Source organism: Sphingomonas sp. BK481 (genome assembly GCF_014194875.1).
Lineage (GTDB): Bacteria > Pseudomonadota > Alphaproteobacteria > Sphingomonadales > Sphingomonadaceae > Sphingomonas > Sphingomonas aerolata.
Map to the genome: position 1 here is coordinate 85,753 of NZ_JACIAP010000007.1, position 17,312 is coordinate 103,064.

Below are 17,312 nucleotides of genomic sequence, written 5' to 3' on the forward strand. Positions count from 1 at the left end.
ACGGGGGCAACCGGGGTATGCCGCGTGCGGCTATCGTCACGCGGCATACCCCGGTCCGCGCTCAGCCGCGCTGGCGGCGTTGCGCGTGAAGTTCGGCCTTGGCGAGCAGCGCGTGGAGATCGTCGCGGGCGATGTCGAAGCTTTCGTGCATATCCTCGAGCGCGGCGTCGATGTCGTCGGGGTGAAATCCCGCGGCGCGGCGGTCGGCCGCGATCGCGGCGGGGGGCAGCGCGCTGTGATGCGGATAGGGGTGCCGCGTCACGCGGTAGAAGAGGACGGCGACCAGCACGAGCACGACCGAATTGAGCGCGACGGGGACGAGCGCGAAGGCGTAGCCCGCCGTATGGATGCCGGGGCCGCCGATCACTGCGGTCAGCGCCGCGGCGCCGCCGGGCGGGTGCAGGCAGCGGAGCAGCGACATCGCGAGGATCGCAGCCCCGACCGCCACACCCGCGGCCAGCGTGGCGTCGGGGATGAGCTGAAACGCGGCGACACCGATCGCGGCGGACAGCGTGTTGCCGCCGATCACCGGCCAGGGCTGTGCTAGCGGGCTCGACCGGACCGCGAAGACGAGCACCGCCGACGCCCCCAGCGGCGCGACGATCTGTGGAACGTCGCCGACGGGGAGCAGCGCGACGCAGACGAGCATCGTCAGCGCGATGCCGATACAGGCGCCGACGCCCCCGAGCAGGCGGTCGGCGGGAAAGGCCTTCGCCCAGAAGGCTTTGGCGCGGGGCAGGGGCATGAGCGATCGTCCGTGTGGCTGAGCGTGCCGCCCCTACGCTGCGCCCGTGCATTTCGCTATGTCGCGCGTCACCGGGATCGCTAGAGGACGGTGAAGATGGATGATGGCGAGGCATGATGCTGGGGGATGTGACCAGGCGGCGTATCGGCCGCGAGGCGGAGCCGCTGGTGATCATCGACGGCTTTGCCGAGGATCCGGACGGATTGCGCAAGGCCGCGGCGGACGCGGCGTTCGGATCCGCGGGCGAGCATTATCCCGGTCTCCGCGCGGCGCTGCCCGAACATTATCTTGCCGACCAGCTTCCGCGGATCGCCCGCGCGCTGGGCCGCGATTTCGGGCCATGCCGCCGCATCCATGTCGTCGATGCGCAATTCTCGATCGTCACGGTGACGCCCGACGCGCTCGAGATCCGGCAACGGCTGCCGCATGTCGATGCCTATGCGCGCGACCGGATCGCGCTGATCCATTATCTGTCGCCGACGAACCGCGACGGGACCGCCTTCTTCCGTCATCGCGCCACCGGGTTCGAGACGGTCGACGAGACGCGCGCGCCCGACTTCTTCGAACGGCTCGGCCGTGAGGTCGCGGCCATGCCGCCGCACGGCTATATCGCCGATGATACCGCATTGTTCGAGCGGACCGCGCTGGTCGATGCCGCCTATAACCGGGCGTTGCTGTACCGCAGCTATGTGCTGCACAGCGGCGCGATCGCGCGCGATGCGGTGTTGTCGGCGGATCCGGCGGCGGGGCGGCTGACGATCACCGCGTTCCTCGCGATCGAATGAGGCTATTGCCGGCCCGCCCAGCGGATCGCGTTGACGAGCACCCGCCGATAGGTCGGGTCGTCATAGGCCTCTGGTAAATGGCCGAGCGCCGAATAGACCATGCGGCCTTTGGTGCGCGGATTGGTCCAGATGACGGGGTGCGTCCCCATCGCGAGCTTGGCGCCCGGACGGTAGCTCGCCTCGTCGAGCGTCGCGAGCACGGTCATGCCGCGGGCGGCCGGATTGGCGTTGAAGGAATACCATTCGTCGACCGCGGTCCAGGGCAGGCGCACCCCCGCCATGACCGGATGGTCGGGGCGATCGACGACGAGCCGCGCGCGCTGGAACTGATCCTCGCCGCCCGGATGGCCGATGAACTTCGTGCCGATCACCGTGTCGCTGTACCAGGCGTCGGTATGGCTGTCGTCGCCCGCGGCATGCAGCGCGACGACGCCGCCGCCGCGCGCGACGAAGCGGGCGAAGGCCACGCGCTGGTCTGGCGTCAGGAATCCACCGCTGGCGCTGTTGAGCACGACGACGGAGAAGTGGCGCAGCTGTTCGTCGTTGAAGACCGCCGCATTTTCGGTCGCGTAGCTCGTCCGACCCAGGCCCTGCACAATGTCGGCGAGCACGCGGTTCGAATGCGGGATATGCTCGATATGCCGCCAGCCATTGGTCTTCGACACGATCAGCACCGCGTCATGCAAGTCCTTGGGCAGCACGGGGGCGACGGTGTCGGTCGTGGCCTTCGGCAAATGCGGATCGGGCGCGGCCTGCGCCGTGGTGAGCAGGGCGGCCAGCGCCAACATCTTGAGCATCGTGCAATCTCCCGCCCGGTCCTAGCGCGCGGGACCATCGGAGTTCAACTGGTAGCGATAACGCGCTATGCTGGGTCATAAATATGATGGGGGAGTTGAGAGCGAATGTCTGGAAGATCCAAGCGCGCGCTGGTCGCGCTGATGCTGGTGTCCGCGCCTGCGACCGCGCAGACGTCTCAGGACCGTGCGCGGGCGATTGCGGGGGAGCCCGCCGCGGCGCCGCAGCGGCTCAGGCTGACCGACGTTCCCGTGGCGACGGGCAAGCCGACCGCACTGTTCGACGGGCGCAGTCTCAAGGGCTGGACCGCGTGGCTCGGCTATCCTGACCCGTCGATCACCTATCAGGCAAAGCCGGGCACGCCGCCGATCGGCACGAGCAGGGACACCAAGGGCGATTTCGCGGTGCGCAGCGTCGACGGGGCACCGGCGATCTGGGTGAAGGGCGAGACCTGGGGCAGCCTGGTCCACCAGGCGGACCTTCGCGACTATCACCTGCGGCTGCAGTTCAAATGGGGCGCCAGGACCTGGGCGCCGCGCGCGACGCAGCCGCGCAACAACGGCCTGCTCTATCATACGCATGGCGCGCCGGGCGAGGTGTTCGGGACGTGGCGGCCCTCGGTCGAGTTCGAGATCATGACCGGATCGACCGGGATGATCGTCGCGGTCGGCAGCAAGCTGCGCGGCCGTACCGGGGTGACGTTCGATCCGTCGCTGGTCGAACCGCATCTCCGCTTCCGTGCCGGGGGACGCGAGATCGACATCGTCAACAGCACGCCGACCTGGAACGTCGAGGCGGCGACCGATGCCGAGCGGCCGATCGGCGCGTGGAACACGCTCGACCTCTATGTCGTCGGCGACCGCGCGGTGCATGTCGTCAACGGCTTCCCGGTCGGCGAAGTGCATGATCTGGCGACGATCGGCCCCGACGGCCGGCAGCCGCTGACGCATGGCCGGATCCAGCTGCAGTCCGAAGGCGCCGAGACCTGGTTCCGCGCGATCACGGTCGAGCCGATCACGACCCTGCCGAAGATCGTCGTGGGGCAGTAGGGGGCGGGGCAGTAGGGGGCGGGGCGTGCGCGGCTGCGGGCTGGTCGCGCCAGATCCAGCGCAGCATGTCGGGCAGGATCGCGCCGCCGTCCGCGTCCGAATGGCCACCGCGCGTCCACGCCGTTCGGACGTCGTAGCGCGGGCCCGGGCGGTGATCCGCATCGGCCTGCGCGTTCGCCCAGGCGAGGCTCTTTGCCATCTGCTGGTTGGCGAGAAACCAGTTGCCATGTTCGTCGTCGAGATCGGCCGCCCCGTCCTGCAGGACGATGCGCAAGGGGCGGATCGGGCTCTTGCGGATGAGCCCCGGATAGAGGTCGCCGCCGAGCGTGCGGGGTGCGCCGTCCGGGCCGAGCGTGAGGCCGATCGACGTATAGCTGCCGATGAAGCTGATGACGTTGCCGAACGCTTCCGGATGCCGCCACGCGATCGTCCAGGAGGCGATCGCGCCGCTCGACGTGCCGCCGATCGCGCGGCGCTTCGGATCGTCGGCGAACCGCCAGCGTGCCGCGACCGCGGGCAGCAGTTCGTTGAGCGTCATCCAGCCATAATCGTCGGACAGCGCGTCATATTCCTCCACCCGGTGATCCGGGTTGGCCATGCCGAGCGTGTCGGGATAGTGCGTCGCGCGGTGACCGGGGGTCACGAAGATGCCGAGCGTCGGCGGAATCGCGTGCTGTAGGATCAGCGTGTCGAGGACCGCGGGCACCCTGAGCGACCCTGCCGGATTCGTCGCGCGCTGCCCGTCCTGGAACAGCAGCAGATTGGGCGGGCGGCGTGGATCATAGCCGGGCGGGACATAGACCCAGTAGCGCCGCACCGTGCCGGCAAAGCGCCGCGACCGGAGCTCGAACGGGCCGGCCAGCGTTCCCCGCAGTGCCGGCGCCGGCGCCGGTGGGGGGGGCGGTGGGGGCGCGGTCTGTGCGGGGGGCTGCGCAGCTGTCGCCGACACGGTCAACGCGGCGCCCAGCAGGGCCGCCGCCGTCAGGATCACGCGCATCTCCGCCCCCCTCATAGTGTCGGGTCAGCCTAGCACAGCGCGGGCGCGGTGCGAATCGGTGTGGGGGATCGGGATTATCTCCCGGCGCGGGGAGATTGTCGGCATCCGGATCGTTCAATCCCCGTCCGATCGGCCCGTGCGTCCGATGTCACACGGGGGAGACGAGACGATGCGTATGACGGCGTTCGGCGACGCAAGGGTCTAGGCGAGGATGAGCCGGCCCGGGATCAGGCGCATCGTCGTCATCGCCGTCGTGCTGCTGGGTCTGTGCGGGATCGCGTTTGCCGCAATCGCATACCGGCCCGCCATCGCCCGCGTGACGCGCCCCGATCCCCGGCAGTTCGATCCCGCGCTGGTCGCGCGCGGCGCCAATCTGGCGCGGCTGGGCAATTGCGTCAGCTGTCATCAGGCGGCGGGCGGGCGTCCCTATGCGGGCGGCTATCCGATCAAGACGCCGTTCGGGACGATCTATGGCAGCAACATCACGCCCGATGCCGCGACCGGGATCGGATCATGGTCGCCGGCCGCGTTTCGCCGGGCGATGCACGAGGGCGTCGGGCGCGACGGCAGCCATCTCTATCCGGCCTTTCCCTATACGCATTATGCGGGCGTGGCGGACGGCGATGTGGACGCGCTTTATGCATTCTTGATGACCCGGCCGGCGGTGCGCGCGGTGCCGCCCGCTAACCGGATGATTCCGCCGCTCGGCTTCCGGCCGCTGCTGGCGGGCTGGAAGCTGCTGTTCTTCGATCCGCAGCCGGTCGTCGCCGATCCGCGCCAGTCGGCCGCGTGGAACCGGGGGCGGTATATCGGCGAGACGCTGGCGCATTGTACCGCCTGCCACAGCCCGCGCGGCCTGTTGCAGCAGGAGAAGCGCGGCGACCAGGCCTATGACGGCGGCTGGTCGGGCGGCTGGTATGCGCCGCCGATCAACGCGCACTCGCCCGCGGTGCGTGCCTGGACCGTCGAGCGGCTCGACGCCTATTTCCGCACCGGGCTCAGTACGGCGCATGCCGCGGCGGCGGGGCCGATGGGGCCGGTCACCTATAATCTGGCGCGCGCGGCGCCGGCCGATGTCCGCGCGCTCGCGACCTATCATGCGTGGCAGATGCGCGCTGCGCCCGCCGCGCGGGCCGAGCCGCGGCTGCCCGATCGTAGAACGCTCGCAGGCCAGCGGCATCCCGAGGGCGCGCGGCTGTATGCGGGGGCGTGCGCGGTCTGCCACGAGCCGGGGGCGGCGATGATGGTCGCCGGGCGTCCCGCGCTGCCGCTCGGCACGCCGCTGCACGAGGCGAACCCGCGCGACACGATCCAGGTCATCCTCAAGGGGCTGAAACCGCCGGTCGCGCCGCGCGGGCCGTATATGCCCGCCTTTGCCGATGCGCTGGACGACCGGCAGGTGGCGGAGGTCGTCGCCTATCTCCAGGCCCGGCACGGGACGGGGCCGGCTTGGCCAGACCTCGAGAAAGACGTCGCTGCGGCGCGCAAGGAGGGTGAATGATCGACCTGACCGTCAACGGGGCGACCGCGCGCGTCGATGTCGATCCCGCCACCCCGCTGCTCTATGTGCTGCGCGACGATTTGCGGCTGCATGCGGCCAAGTTCGGGTGCGGGCTGGGGCAATGCGGGGCGTGCACCGTGCTGGTCGACGACCGGCCGGTCTTTGCCTGCCTGCTGCCCGTCGGTGCGGTCGGTACCCGCACGGTCACGACGGTCGAGGGGCTGGGCAGCGCGGCGGCGCCGGGCGACGTCCAGCGCGCGTTCCTGCACGAGCAGGCGGCGCAATGCGGCTATTGCATCCCCGGGATGATCGCGCGCGCCGAGGGGCTGTTGCGCAAGACCGTCACGCCGATCGAAACCGAGCTGCGCAGCGCGATGGCGCCGTCGCTCTGCCGGTGCGGGACGCATATGCGGATCCTGCGCGCGGTACGGCGCGCGGCGGTGATGCGCGGCGGCGGGGTGGTCGAGCCTGCGGAGCCGGTGACGTGAGCGGACAGGCGTCGCGGCGCGACATACTCGGCGGGCTGCTGGTCGCCTTCGCGCTCGCGCCGACGGCCGCGCTGGCGCAGACCGGCGGCGGCGAGGGCAGCGGCGGACCGCCGACGGTCGCGCCCGATTTGCCGGGGACGCTCGCCAAATTTCCCGATCTCGACGCGTGGATCCGCATCGGTCCCGATGGCCGGGTCACGGTGTTCACGGGCAAGGTCGAGCTCGGCACCGGCGTGAAGACCGCGATGGCGCAGCTGGCCGCCGACGAACTCGACGTCGCGATCGGGCGGGTCGACCTGATCACCGCGGATACCGCGCTGACCCCGAACGAGGGCGTGACCGCGGGCAGCCAGACGCTCGAGCAGAGCGGTACCGCGATCGCCAATGCCGCCGCCTGTGTCCGGCTGCTGCTCGCCGAGACCGCGGCGGCGCGCTGGGGCGTGGCGGCGACGACGCTGTTCACGCGCGACGGCGTCGTGCTGGACGGGCAGGGGCGGCGTGCGACCTATGCCGAGCTCGCCGCGTCGACGTCGCTGGCGGTGCGTGCGCGCGCCGACGTGCCGCGCAAGCCTGTGGCGGCGCGGCGGCTGATCGGGCGACCGGTGCCGCGCGTCGACCTGCCCGCCAAGCTGACCGGGCTGCCGAGCTATGTGCAGGACATGCGGCTGCCGGACATGGTGCATGCGCGCGTCCTGCGCGGGCCGTCGTCGGGGACGCGGCTGACGCCCGATCTTGCCGCGCTGCGACGGCAGCCGGGCGTCGCGCGGGTCGTTGAGGTCGGGCGGTTCGCGGCGATCGTCGGTCCGCGTGAATGGCCGCTCGAACAGGCGCTGCGCGTCGCCAATCAGGGTGCATGGACGCGCGACGCGGCTGTGCCCGCGCTGCCGCCGATGCCCGCGGGACTGCTGGAGATGCGGCGCGAGAGCAGTGTGATCGACACGCGTCGCGACGCGTCCGCGGCGCCGGGCGTGCGGCGGCTGTCCGCGCGGTACGACCGGCCCTATCTGATGCACGGTGCGATCGGGCCGTCTTGCGCGGTGGCGCTGATGGCCGAGGGGCAATTGACGGTGTGGACGCACAGCCAGGGCGTCGAGCCGCTGCGCACCGCGATCGCCGAGCTGGTCGCGATGCCCGCCGACCGCGTCCGCTGCGTCCACCGCGAGGGGGCGGGCTGTTACGGGCATAATGGGGCGGACGACGTCGCGGGCGATGCCGCGCTGATCGCATGTGCGATGCCCGGCGTTCCGGTCCGGCTGCAATGGAGCCGCGAGCAGGAACATGGCTGGGAACCGCTCGGGCCGGCGATGCTCGCGCAGATCGACGCGACGCTCGATGCGTCGGGGCGGATCGTCGACTGGCGGCATCAGGTGTGGAGCAACACGCACAGCACGCGGCCCGTCGCGGCGGGCGACCTGCTCGCAGGCGTGGAGGTGGTGCCGCCATTCACGCCGACGCCGCCCAAGCCGATCCCGCAGCCCAATGGCGGCGGCGATCGCAACGCCATCCCGCTTTATCGCTTTGCCAACCAGAGCATCGTCAGCCATTTCCTGCCCGACATGCCGGTGCGCGTGTCGGCGCTGCGCGGGCTGGGCGCGCATCTGAACATCTTCGCGCTCGAAAGCGCGATGGACGAGCTCGCGGCGGCGGCGGGGCGTGACCCGGTCGCGTTCCGGCTCGCGCATCTCGACGATCCGCGCGCTGCCGACGTGATCCGGCGCGCGGCGGCGCGGTTCGGGTGGAGCCGCTACCGGCCCCGGCCCAATCGCGGGCGGGGCTTCGCCTTTGCGCGGTACAAGAATCACGGCGCCTATTGCGCGGTCGCGCTCGATGTCGAGCGGATCCCCGACGAGGGGCGGTTGATCGTCCACCGCGCGGTCGTCGCGGTCGACAGCGGCGAGGCGGTCAATCCCGACGGCATCCGCAACCAGGTCGAGGGCGGGTTGCTCCAGTCGCTGAGCTGGACCGCATATGAGTCCGCGGGACACGACGGTGCGCGCCGGACCGATTATGACTGGAGCGGCTATCCGATCCTGCGGTTCGCGGACGTGCCGCACAGCGTCGTCGTCGAGGTGATCGACCGGCCGGGTACGCCGTTTCTGGGTACGGGCGAGTGCGCGCAGGGGCCCACCGCCGCCGCGCTCGCCAATGCGCTGGCGGCGGCGACGGGGGTCAGGACCAGGAGCATGCCGCTGGCGGGGGGGCTGGCGACACGCTCCTAATCATCGGCGGTCGTCGGGCGACCGCCGTATTGGTCGGGTCAGGCGCCGCCGGCGACCGGGGCGAGCGTCTGCTGGTGCTGGACCACGCGCCATTCCTCATGCTCGAGCCGGCGCATCGTCGTCGTGCAATAGGCGGTATAGCCGGTTGCGCCTTCGCGACTCGCCTCGGCCTTGTAGGCGATCGCGATCAGGCCCTCCTGCGGGCGCATGATCTGCTGTTCGCTGAACCGGACCTCCGACCAGCGCGGCGTATCGGCGACCGCCTCGATCGCCTGCGCGCCGGTCATCACGAAGGGCTGCTCGGGAAGCACCATCACGCATTCGTCGTCGATCAGCGTGTGATACTGGTCCGCGTCGCCCGTCCACAGGCTTTCTTCAAATGCCCAGACCCTGGTGTCGTCCATTGCTCGTCTCCTTCTGTCGGGGTCGAGCGCGGGGACGGCCTACTTCGTTCCTCACAATCGGTGAGACGAGGGTCTTTTGACCATCGGAGCATCCTATGTTTCCGACGCGTGTGTGGCTGCCGACCGACGCGCCGGTCGGCAGCCCTCGTCCTACAGCCCGTAGGAGAGCCGGAGGTACCCGAACCGGCCCGGGATGTCATAGGTCGTCGGGTCGAAGTTGTTCAGGCTGCAGCTGAAGCAGGCGGGGGGATCCTTGTCGAAGACGTTGTTCACGCCGAAGGTCAGCGCGAGCTTCGAATCGAGCCAGGTCGGCCGGAACTGGAGCTGGACGTCGCCGTAGAGGCGGCTCTTCAGGGCGTTCTCCGCAGCGATCTCGTCGACATTGTCGATATAGCGTCCGGTGACGCTGGCGGTGACCGGGCCTACCGACCAGTCGATCGTGCCCAGTCCCTTGAAATGCGGATAGGTCTGATCGGGCGAGCCGCGTTCGGTGCCGACATAGTCGGTCGTGACGAAGCCGTCGGTCGCGGGCGTGCGCTCGCTGTACTTGAGCAGATAGTTGCCCGAGACATAGAGGCCGAAGCGCCCGGCGCCGGTTTCGCCCGAGCGGACCGTCAGCGTCGCGTCGATGCCCTTGGTGCGGATGCCGCCGGTGTTGAGCAGCAGGCCGTTGATCGCGGTCACGATGCCGCTGGGGGCACGCCGCACCGCCGCGCAGCTGAGCGCGTCGCCGGTCTGGGCGCAGCGGCTGAGCAGCACCTGGGCCGGGATCGACGCGATCGAGTCGTCGACCTTGATGTCGTAGTAGTTGACCTCGAGGCTGAGCGCCGAGAGCGTGCCGCCGCGGGCCCAGCTGGGGCTGTAGACGCCGCCGAACAGCAGCGTCCGGGCGGTTTCAGGGCGCAGCTCGCTGTTGCCGCCGGTGAGCACCGGCAACTGGCCCGAGGGTTCGGCATAGCTGCCATTGCCGGGCACGCCGTTGGCGACGCAGTTCGCGCGAACGGTCGGGTTGGACTGGAACAGCCCGCCCGCGGCGCTGGTGCAGGGATCGTCGATCGAGGCGTCGAACCGCGACTGCGCGCCGAACAGCTCGCCGATCGACGGTGCGCGCAGCGATTCGGCATATTGGCCGCGCAGCAGCAGGTCGCTGACGGGCTTCCACAACGCGCCGCCGCTGAGCGTCGTATTGCCCCCGAAGGTCGAATAGTTCGAGTGGCGGACCGCGCCGTTCAGCTCGAGCGAGGCGATGCCGGGAATGTCGCGCAGCAGCGGCAGGCGGATTTCGCCATAGACCTCGTCGACGTTGAACTTGCCGCTGGCTGCCTGTGCCGGGATGTCCGCGCCGAGGCCCGCCTGGATGATCGGGTCGGGCGTGAAGCTGCCGAACTGATAGCGATGCTCATAGCCGACCGCGATGCCGACCGGCCCGCCGGGCAGGTCGAACAGCTCGCCGGAGATATTGGCGGTATAGTCGTTCAGCTTCTGGCGGCTGCGGTCGCGTTCGTCGAAGCCGATATAGCCGAGCATCGCCGGGGTGATCGAGCCGACCCCGCCGAAGAAGTTGAACGGCACGCATTCGCCGGTGCACTGGCTGATCGGGCCGATCGCGCGGGCGAGGCGCGCGGCGTTGATGTTGCCGGTGAACAGCTGCTTGGCATCGTTATAGCCGATGACCGCGCTCGCATCCCAATACCAGTTGTGGCCGAACATCTGGAACTTGCCGTCCAGCGTGCCGGTCAGCGACATGGTGTCGACCTGCTGGCTGTAGGTGCGCTGCCCCGCCTCGACGAGGCGGCGGAAGATCGCGGTGTAGTTCTGCCCGGGGACGAGCGTCACGCCGAACGGGTTGAACGGGTTGGTGGCATCGACCGAGAGCGTGTCGAGCATGTTGCCGTTGCCGACGTCGGGACCGATGCCGAGCGGGAGGAACGCCGCCTGGTTCTGCGAATTGCGGCGGTTATAGACCGCCTTCACGCGCAGGTTGAGCGCCTCCGAAAATTCGGCGCGCGTGTTGACGAAGCCGCCGAACCGCTCGACCGGCGTCAGGAAATAGTTGAGCGGGGCGAAGTTGAACCGGTCGGCGGCGGTGAACGCCTTGAAGTCGCCGGTGGCGAGCGTCGGGTCGTAGACCGGCCGGCCGCTGGCGACGGGGCCACGCAGCGTGATGTTCTGGCCGTTCACCAGGAACCGGCCGAAGGGCGTGAAGCTGGAGCAGCCGCCGATGGGTTCGGCGCAGCTGGTCTGCCCCGGATTGGGGAATTGCGAGATGTCGCGGTCGGCGGCGCTGACCGATTCCTGCTTGGTGTAATAGCCGCCCGCGACGACGTGCACGCCCTGGCTGCCAAAACCGTAGCTCAGTTGGTAATCCTGCGTCTTGCCGTCATTGTCGCCGAGATACTGGCCATATTGCGCCGATCCCTTGAACCCCTTCTGGTTCTGCTTGGTGATGATGTTGACGACGCCGGCGATCGCGTCGGACCCGTATTGCGTCGAGGCGCCCGATTGCAGCACCTCGATCCGTTCGATCATCGAGGACGGGATCGAGTTGAGATCGACCGTCGCCGGGATGCCGCTGGCCGACGCGCCGTTGACGAAGCGCAGGCCGTCGACGAGCACGAGCGTCCGCTTGGGACCGAGATAGCGCAGGTCGAGCACCGCGGAGCCCGCGCCGACGCCGCCGCCATCGGGCGGGTTGCCGAAATTGCCCGAGCTGTTGAACTTCGAATTGAGGCCGCCCGACGAGGCGGGCAGGCGTTGCAGGATGTCCGCGACGGACGACAGACCGGTGCGCGCGATCGCGTTCTCATCCACAGTTATGACGGGCGATGGCTGATCGAGCGGGTCGCGGCGGATGCGCGATCCGGTGACGATGATGTCTTCGGTGGGGGCCTCGGTCGCCGCGGGGGCGGTGGGCGTCTGGGGGTCGGTCGCCAGTTGCGCTGCGGCGCCATTGGCCGCGATCAGCAGGCCCGCGCCCATCGCCATCCGCGACGAGCGCATCATCCATTTCGTCCAACGCATTTCTGTCCCCCTTGTGACACCCCGTTTTACGGCGGTGCACCATGGTTACGACGAAAATGGTTTTTATGACCATATGTTGCTGCTCCGTTACGATCAGCAATGGTAAATTGCGAAACGGGTGTTGCTTGCGGGATACACCATCAAGCCCCGTTCAGGGGGTGCTGCGCTTGCGCGTGGGGGCGCGGAAGTCGGGGGGCTTGTCGACGATCCAGCGCAGGTAGCGGGCGATATCCTCGCGCGCGCGGAGCTGGTCCATCGTCGCGTAGCTGGTGGCGAGGTCGCGGTTTGCGACGAAGGCGTGGATGGTGCGGTGGCAGATCGGGTGCACCGGCACGGTCTGCGTACCGCCCTCGCTCTTGGGGACGACGTGATGGCGCTCGACACGGTGGCCGAGCGGGCGGCCGCACAGCGCGCAGGGCGGGTCGTCCGCAGCCTGCGCGGTCCGTGCCGCCGCCTCGGCCAGTCCGGCCATCCGTTTCACGCGCCCGCCCATTCCCCTCGCACCTATCGCCGGGGCGCGAGCAGGCGGTCGAGACCGACCGGTGCATAGTCGTGACCCTCGACATCGACGCCGACGTCGAACTGGCGGAGCATCGGCTTCAGCCGGCCATGGCTGTGCCCATGGAGATTGAGCGCGCCGCGGTGCTGGCCGTTCCAGCTGCGGAACGGGTAATGGCACAGGACGAGCCGCCGGTCGTCGAGCGTGATCTCCGCATAGTCGGCGACGCTGGCCCAGCCCGGTGCCGCCAGCGTCGCATCGGGATCGTTGTTGCCGCGCAGCAGGTGTTTGGTCCCGTGCAGTCGCGCGAGCAGCCCGGCCACGTCCGCGGGGCGACGCGCGACGTCGCCAAGGTGCCACACCACGTCCTGCGGCCCGACGACCGCGTTCCACCGGTCGATCAGCGCGGCGTCCATCGCGGCGGTGTCGGCGAACGGCCGGCGCGCGATGTTGATCGTGCGGTGGTCGCCGAAATGCGTGTCGGCGGTGAAGAAGACGCTCACGCGCGTGGCTCCGCGGGCAGGGCGACGGCGGCGAAATGGGTGCGGATATAGTCGAGCTTGGGATCGATATAGCGGCGGCAGAAGGGCCGGTCGGGATCGGTCCGGTAGTAATTCTGGAAGCGCTCGTCCGAGGGGCGGAAGCCGGTGCACGGCAGGACCAGGGTGCGGGCCGGTGCCGCCGTCTCGGCTGCGAACCGGGCGATCGCGGCTTCGGCGTCGGGGCGCTGGTCGTCCTCGAACACATAGATGGCGCTGCGGTAGCGTCCGGCGGGGGAATAGCCGGATTTCGCCGAATGCGTGCGAAGATGGACCTCGGCCAGTGTCGCGAGGGTGATGACGGCGGGATCGAACGTCACGATCACGCCCTCCGCCCAGGCGTCCGACGGGGCCTCGGACTGGAGGAAACCCTGCTCGACCGCCTGCACGCCGCGGAGCGCCTGAAAGACGCCCTCGGTGCACCAGTGGCACCCGCCGCCGAACCCGATCCGGTGCACGCGCTGTTCCGTCATCCGGCGATCGTGAACACCGAGCCGGAATCGACGCGTATCCCTGCACCGTTGATGAAGCTCGCCCGCTCCGAGCAGAGGAAGGCGACGGCGGCGGCGACCTCCTCGGCCTTGCCGCGGCGCTTGAGCACCATCCCCGGGCGTTCCTCCTCGAGGAAGCTGTCGATCGCCGCGTCGAAGCTTTCGCCGCGTTCCTCGGCGCGCTTGCGCATCATCTTGTCGGTCATCGGCGTCGCGATGAACGCGGGCGAGACGGTGTTCACGAGGACATTGTCGCCGCCATAGGCCTTGGACAGCCCTTTCGCGAGCGCGAGGATCCCCGCCTTCGACGCGCAATAGGCGAGTTCGTCGACATAGGGCTGCACCGCATCTTCGGAGGCGAACAGCACGATCCGGCCCCAGCCGCCCTTGCGCATCGCCGGGATCGCCTCGCGACACATGCGCACCGCGCCCATGAGGTTGATGTCGAGCGTCTGCTCCCAGCCGGCATCGTCGACGTCGAGAAAGTCGCCGGTCGCGCCCGTCACGCCCGCGGCGTTGACATAGATGTCGGGATCACCGAGCCGCTCGCGCACCTCGGCCCAGATCGCGCGGACATCATCGAGGCTGGTGACGTCGCCGGTCACCGCGACCACCTCGCCGAGCGGCGACAGTTCGGCGAGCGCCGCGTCGAGCGTGCCGCCCGGCTGATCGGTGATCGCGACGCGCACGCCGGCCTCGAGCAGCAGTCGCGCGGTCTCCTTGCCCATGCCGGAATCCGCGCCGCTGATCAGCGCAATGCGCCCCTTGATACCCAGATCCATGTGAAACTCCTCAATCGTCGGATGCGAGAAAACGGTCGGCGGTGCGCAGCGACAGCGCCATGATCGTCAGCGCGGGGTTGGCCGCCAGCGCGCTGGGAAAGATGGAATTGTCGCAGATAAGCAGGTTCGCAATGTCGAAGCTGCGACCGTCGGAATCAACCACCGCGGTGTCGCCGTCATGCCCCATGCGGCAGGTGCCGATCGTATGCGCCGAGCGATCGACCGCGAAGATGTCCTGCGCGCCCGCCGCCGCCCAGATGTCGGTGAGCGTGCGCCGCGCGTGGCGATCGATCGCCTGTTCGTTGGCGTGATAGCTGAAGTCGATCCGCGCCTTGCGGTGGCCGAAGGCGTCGACCTCGTCGGCGAGCGTCAGCCGGTTGTCGGCATGCGGCAGGCATTCGCCGTTGATGCCGATCCCCGCCATCCGGTTATAGCCGCGCAGGAGCGTCTGCAGCCGTTCGCCCCACAGGCCGGCACCGCGGGCGAGCCCGGTGGCGAGGTTGACGGGGAGCACGCCGAGGCTCTGGATCAGATAGCCGCCCGCGCAGCCGGCATCGCCGGGGCGCATCATATCCTCGCTGATCAGCGACGAGGGATAGCCGCGGTTCATCCGCATCTCCGCGTCGAACCGGCCCCAGACCTGGGTTGCGACATGCGCCATGAAGTTGCGCCCGACCTGACCGCTCGAATTGGCGATGCCGAGGTTGAGCAGCAGCCGCGGCGTCTCGACCCCGCCGGCGCACAGGAAGACGGCGGCGCAAAGCTGGCGATGCTCCTGCCCGTTCTGGCTGTACACCACCGCGCTGATCCGGCCGCTGCCGTCATAGTCGAACGCGATCACGCGGGCGCCGGCGCGGATCTCGGCCCCATGCGCCACTGCGAGGGGCAGATAGGTCGTGTCCATGCTCGTCTTGGCGGCGTTGCGGCAACCCTGATGACAGGCGCCGCAATTGACGCAGGCCTGGCGCTGTCCCCAGTGCGGCTGGTCGCGATCGCGCGAGACCAGGGCGGCGGGGGCGTCGGTCGCGGTGATGCCGAGCGCCGCGCAGCCCCGCGCCATCGCATCGGCAGCGGCGTTGCGCGCGACGGGGGGATAGGCGTAGCGGCGGCTGGCGTCCCACGGATAGTCGGCAGGGCCCGAGACGCCGGTGAACGCCTCGACCTCCACGATGTACCGGGTCAGCTCGTCAGGATCGATCGGCCAGTCAGCGCCTTCGCCGGTCAGCGTCTTGAGTTGCAGGTCGCGGGGATCGGGACGCGGGCAGAAGGCGCCCCAGTGCAGCGTCGAGCCGCCGACGCCCATCCCCGAATTGTTCGACCCGAACGCGGTCGGCGTCGATCCGCCGCTCAGCCGTTCCTCCATCCAGTAGATGTCGGCCGCGACCTCGTCGGCGACATGCTCTTCGGGGCGGAAGGCGCGGCCCGCCTCGAGCGCGACGACCGACAGGCCCGCCTGTGCGAGCCGGGCGGTGAGCGGCGCACCGCCCGCGCCGGTGCCGATCACGACCGCATCGACGACGTCGTTCGCTCCATGCTGCCTCGTCGTCACGCCCCGCGCTCCTGCGACGGGCGCTGCCACGCTTCGGGATCGTCGGCGCCGGTGCGGGTATAGCCCTGCTTGCGGGGGCCATCGCCGCCGATCGCAAAGCCGTCATAGCCGATCGCGGCCATCGTCGCGGGCTGCGCCATCCAGATGCGGACCGTCTCGGCGCGGACATCCTCGAACCAGAGCCGCATCTGCACGGGCGACAGGCGGGTCGCGTCCTCTTCGATGCCGACCGTGCCGCCGGCGATGCGATCGAGCCAGCCGTCCTGGTCGGGATCGGCCAGCGCGACGAAACCGCCGGTCGCCGTATCGAGCGTCGCGAGCCCGCGCGACCATGCCGCACGGTCGTCCGGCAGCTCGGCGAAGCGCCAGCCGTCGCCGACACCCTGCGCGACCGAGTCGAGGATGCGACCTGCCAGCGCATGGTCGGCGCCGCAATCGGGGAGGATCCGGGCCACCAGCGCCGCGACGGTCGCATGGTCGGCCTCGTGCCATAACGCGGTACCGACGGGCATCGGGTAGATCCGGTCGAGCATCGCGGCGCGCGTCCCGCTGCTGACGCGATCGGAGTCGAGCAGCCGGGCGAAATCTTCGGGCAGCGCAGCCGTCGTTGCCAGTGCCGCGTGCTCGCGGATCAGCGCGGCGAGCGCGCGGGGCTGTTCATAGGGGATGAGGTGCGCGGCACCCTGGACGACGCGCATCCGGGCATTGGCATAATGCGGCAGGTTGAGCCGGCGCTGCGCATCCTCGCCGAGATCGTCGTCTTCGGTCCCGGCAATGATCAGCGCGGGAAGCGAGAGCTGTCCGACCGCGGCGGCCCAGTCCTCGCGGCTGCCGCGTTCGAGCCAGCCAAGCCAGGCCGCGCGGTTCGATCGCCGCACGTCGTCGATCGCCTGGTCGCGAAGGGCCTCCGGGAGCGTCTCGGCGCTGTTGGCATCGACGAAGGTTTCCGCATTTTCACGCGACGCCGGGCCATCGGCGAACCACCCGACCATCTCCGCACGGCGTTTTTCGTCCATCGGTTCGGGCGAGGGGGGCGACGCGGCGACGAGTACGACGCCGAGAATATTTGCGAGACCCGGCTCGCCCGCGGCGGCGCGCGCGGCGACGAGCGTGGCGATCTTGCCCCCCATGCTGTGCCCGACGAGCACGCAGGCGGTGAGGTCGCGGGCGCGGATTTCCTGCGCCAGCCAGTCGGTCATCGTCCCGACATCAGCATGCCCCCTATCGGCGGCGTCACCGAACCCCGGCAGGTCGAGCGCGACGCAGTCATGATCGGACAGGTGATCGGCGACCTGCTGCCATTCGCGCGCGCTGGCGCCAAGAGCGTGTAAAAACAACAAGGTGGGTGGGGTCATGGGGCCTCGCGAAACTGACCCCTACCGGACGATGCAGGCGCGGAACCGTTCCATCGCACCGGCCGCCGTAATTGGCATAGATCAATTTGGTGG

16 protein-coding genes are annotated in these 17,312 nt (G+C 69.6%); 5 read left to right on the top strand and 11 right to left on the bottom strand.

What is annotated here, in order from left to right; translation table 11 throughout:
• Positions 1-61 precede the first annotated feature (61 nt).
• Positions 62-745 carry an HPP family protein gene (locus FHY04_RS14345; RefSeq protein WP_183936922.1) on the bottom strand — a complete coding sequence of 228 codons (684 nt, stop codon included), beginning with the start codon at positions 743-745 and terminating at the stop codon, positions 62-64.
• 113 nt (positions 746-858) lie between these two features.
• Here FHY04_RS14345 and FHY04_RS14350 point away from each other — a divergent pair, with 113 nt between their 5' ends.
• Positions 859-1,530 carry a DUF6445 family protein gene (locus FHY04_RS14350; RefSeq protein ID WP_183936923.1) on the top strand — a complete coding sequence of 224 codons (672 nt, stop codon included), beginning with the start codon at positions 859-861 and terminating at the stop codon, positions 1,528-1,530.
• 2 nt (positions 1,531-1,532) lie between these two features.
• On the opposite strand, the gene FHY04_RS14355 is transcribed toward FHY04_RS14350, so the two are convergent.
• On the bottom strand, positions 1,533-2,327 hold the full coding sequence (locus FHY04_RS14355) for a ThuA domain-containing protein (RefSeq protein WP_183936924.1): 795 nt from the start codon (positions 2,325-2,327) through the stop codon (positions 1,533-1,535).
• Positions 2,328-2,432: 105 nt separating this feature from the next.
• On the opposite strand from FHY04_RS14355, the gene FHY04_RS14360 reads away from it, so the two are divergent.
• Positions 2,433-3,374, top strand: a complete 942-nt coding sequence (locus FHY04_RS14360) for a DUF1080 domain-containing protein (RefSeq protein WP_183936925.1) — start codon at positions 2,433-2,435, stop codon at positions 3,372-3,374.
• Here the strand turns inward: FHY04_RS14360 and FHY04_RS14365 are convergent.
• A complete protein-coding gene (locus FHY04_RS14365; RefSeq protein ID WP_183936926.1) occupies positions 3,340-4,371 on the bottom strand; it encodes an esterase family protein in 1,032 nt (343 codons plus the stop codon). The two genes, FHY04_RS14360 and FHY04_RS14365, sit on opposite strands and share 35 nt — an antisense overlap.
• A 211-nt stretch (positions 4,372-4,582) precedes the next feature.
• Between FHY04_RS14365 and FHY04_RS14370 the strand changes: the two genes are divergently transcribed.
• The 3 genes from FHY04_RS14370 to FHY04_RS14380 are packed head-to-tail and all read left to right on the top strand — an operon-like array spanning position 4,583 to position 8,579.
• The gene (locus tag FHY04_RS14370) at positions 4,583-5,872 is read left to right on the top strand and encodes a cytochrome c (protein ID WP_183936927.1); all 1,290 of its coding nucleotides are present in this window, start codon (positions 4,583-4,585) and stop codon (positions 5,870-5,872) included.
• Positions 5,869-6,360, top strand: a complete 492-nt coding sequence (locus FHY04_RS14375) for a (2Fe-2S)-binding protein (protein WP_183936928.1) — start codon at positions 5,869-5,871, stop codon at positions 6,358-6,360. The genes FHY04_RS14370 and FHY04_RS14375 overlap by 4 nt, the downstream gene beginning before the upstream one ends.
• Complete coding sequence (locus FHY04_RS14380; protein ID WP_183936929.1) at positions 6,357-8,579, top strand: molybdopterin cofactor-binding domain-containing protein; 2,223 nt, start codon at positions 6,357-6,359, stop codon at positions 8,577-8,579. Before FHY04_RS14375 ends, FHY04_RS14380 begins: the two co-directional genes overlap by 4 nt.
• 38 nt (positions 8,580-8,617) lie before the next feature.
• Here FHY04_RS14380 and FHY04_RS14385 read toward each other — a convergent pair whose 3' ends face one another.
• The 8 genes from FHY04_RS14385 to FHY04_RS14420 form a co-directional block, all read right to left on the bottom strand.
• A complete protein-coding gene (locus tag FHY04_RS14385) occupies positions 8,618-8,983 on the bottom strand; it encodes a DUF4440 domain-containing protein (protein ID WP_031395307.1) in 366 nt (121 codons plus the stop codon).
• Positions 8,984-9,133: 150 nt separating this feature from the next.
• Positions 9,134-12,004: a TonB-dependent receptor domain-containing protein gene (locus FHY04_RS14390; RefSeq protein WP_311724990.1), complete on the bottom strand. Its 2,871-nt coding sequence runs from the start codon at positions 12,002-12,004 to the stop codon at positions 9,134-9,136.
• A 151-nt stretch (positions 12,005-12,155) separates the two neighbouring features.
• A complete protein-coding gene (locus FHY04_RS14395; RefSeq protein WP_037531130.1) occupies positions 12,156-12,476 on the bottom strand; it encodes an HNH endonuclease in 321 nt (106 codons plus the stop codon).
• Positions 12,477-12,508: 32 nt separating this feature from the next.
• Entirely contained in the window at positions 12,509-13,006 is a 498-nt protein-coding gene (locus tag FHY04_RS14400) for a metallophosphoesterase family protein (RefSeq protein WP_183936930.1), read from the bottom strand.
• Complete coding sequence (locus tag FHY04_RS14405) at positions 13,003-13,515, bottom strand: peptide-methionine (S)-S-oxide reductase (protein ID WP_183936931.1); 513 nt, start codon at positions 13,513-13,515, stop codon at positions 13,003-13,005. Before FHY04_RS14405 ends, FHY04_RS14400 begins: the two co-directional genes overlap by 4 nt.
• Positions 13,512-14,315 carry an SDR family NAD(P)-dependent oxidoreductase gene (locus FHY04_RS14410; protein ID WP_037531123.1) on the bottom strand — a complete coding sequence of 268 codons (804 nt, stop codon included), beginning with the start codon at positions 14,313-14,315 and terminating at the stop codon, positions 13,512-13,514. Before FHY04_RS14410 ends, FHY04_RS14405 begins: the two co-directional genes overlap by 4 nt.
• Before the next feature lie 10 nt (positions 14,316-14,325).
• Positions 14,326-15,864, bottom strand: coding sequence for a GMC family oxidoreductase (locus FHY04_RS22940; protein ID WP_183936932.1), 1,539 nt, complete (start codon positions 15,862-15,864; stop codon positions 14,326-14,328).
• Positions 15,861-17,219: an alpha/beta hydrolase gene (locus FHY04_RS14420; protein ID WP_183936933.1), complete on the bottom strand. Its 1,359-nt coding sequence runs from the start codon at positions 17,217-17,219 to the stop codon at positions 15,861-15,863. Before FHY04_RS14420 ends, FHY04_RS22940 begins: the two co-directional genes overlap by 4 nt.
• Positions 17,220-17,312 lie beyond the last annotated feature (93 nt).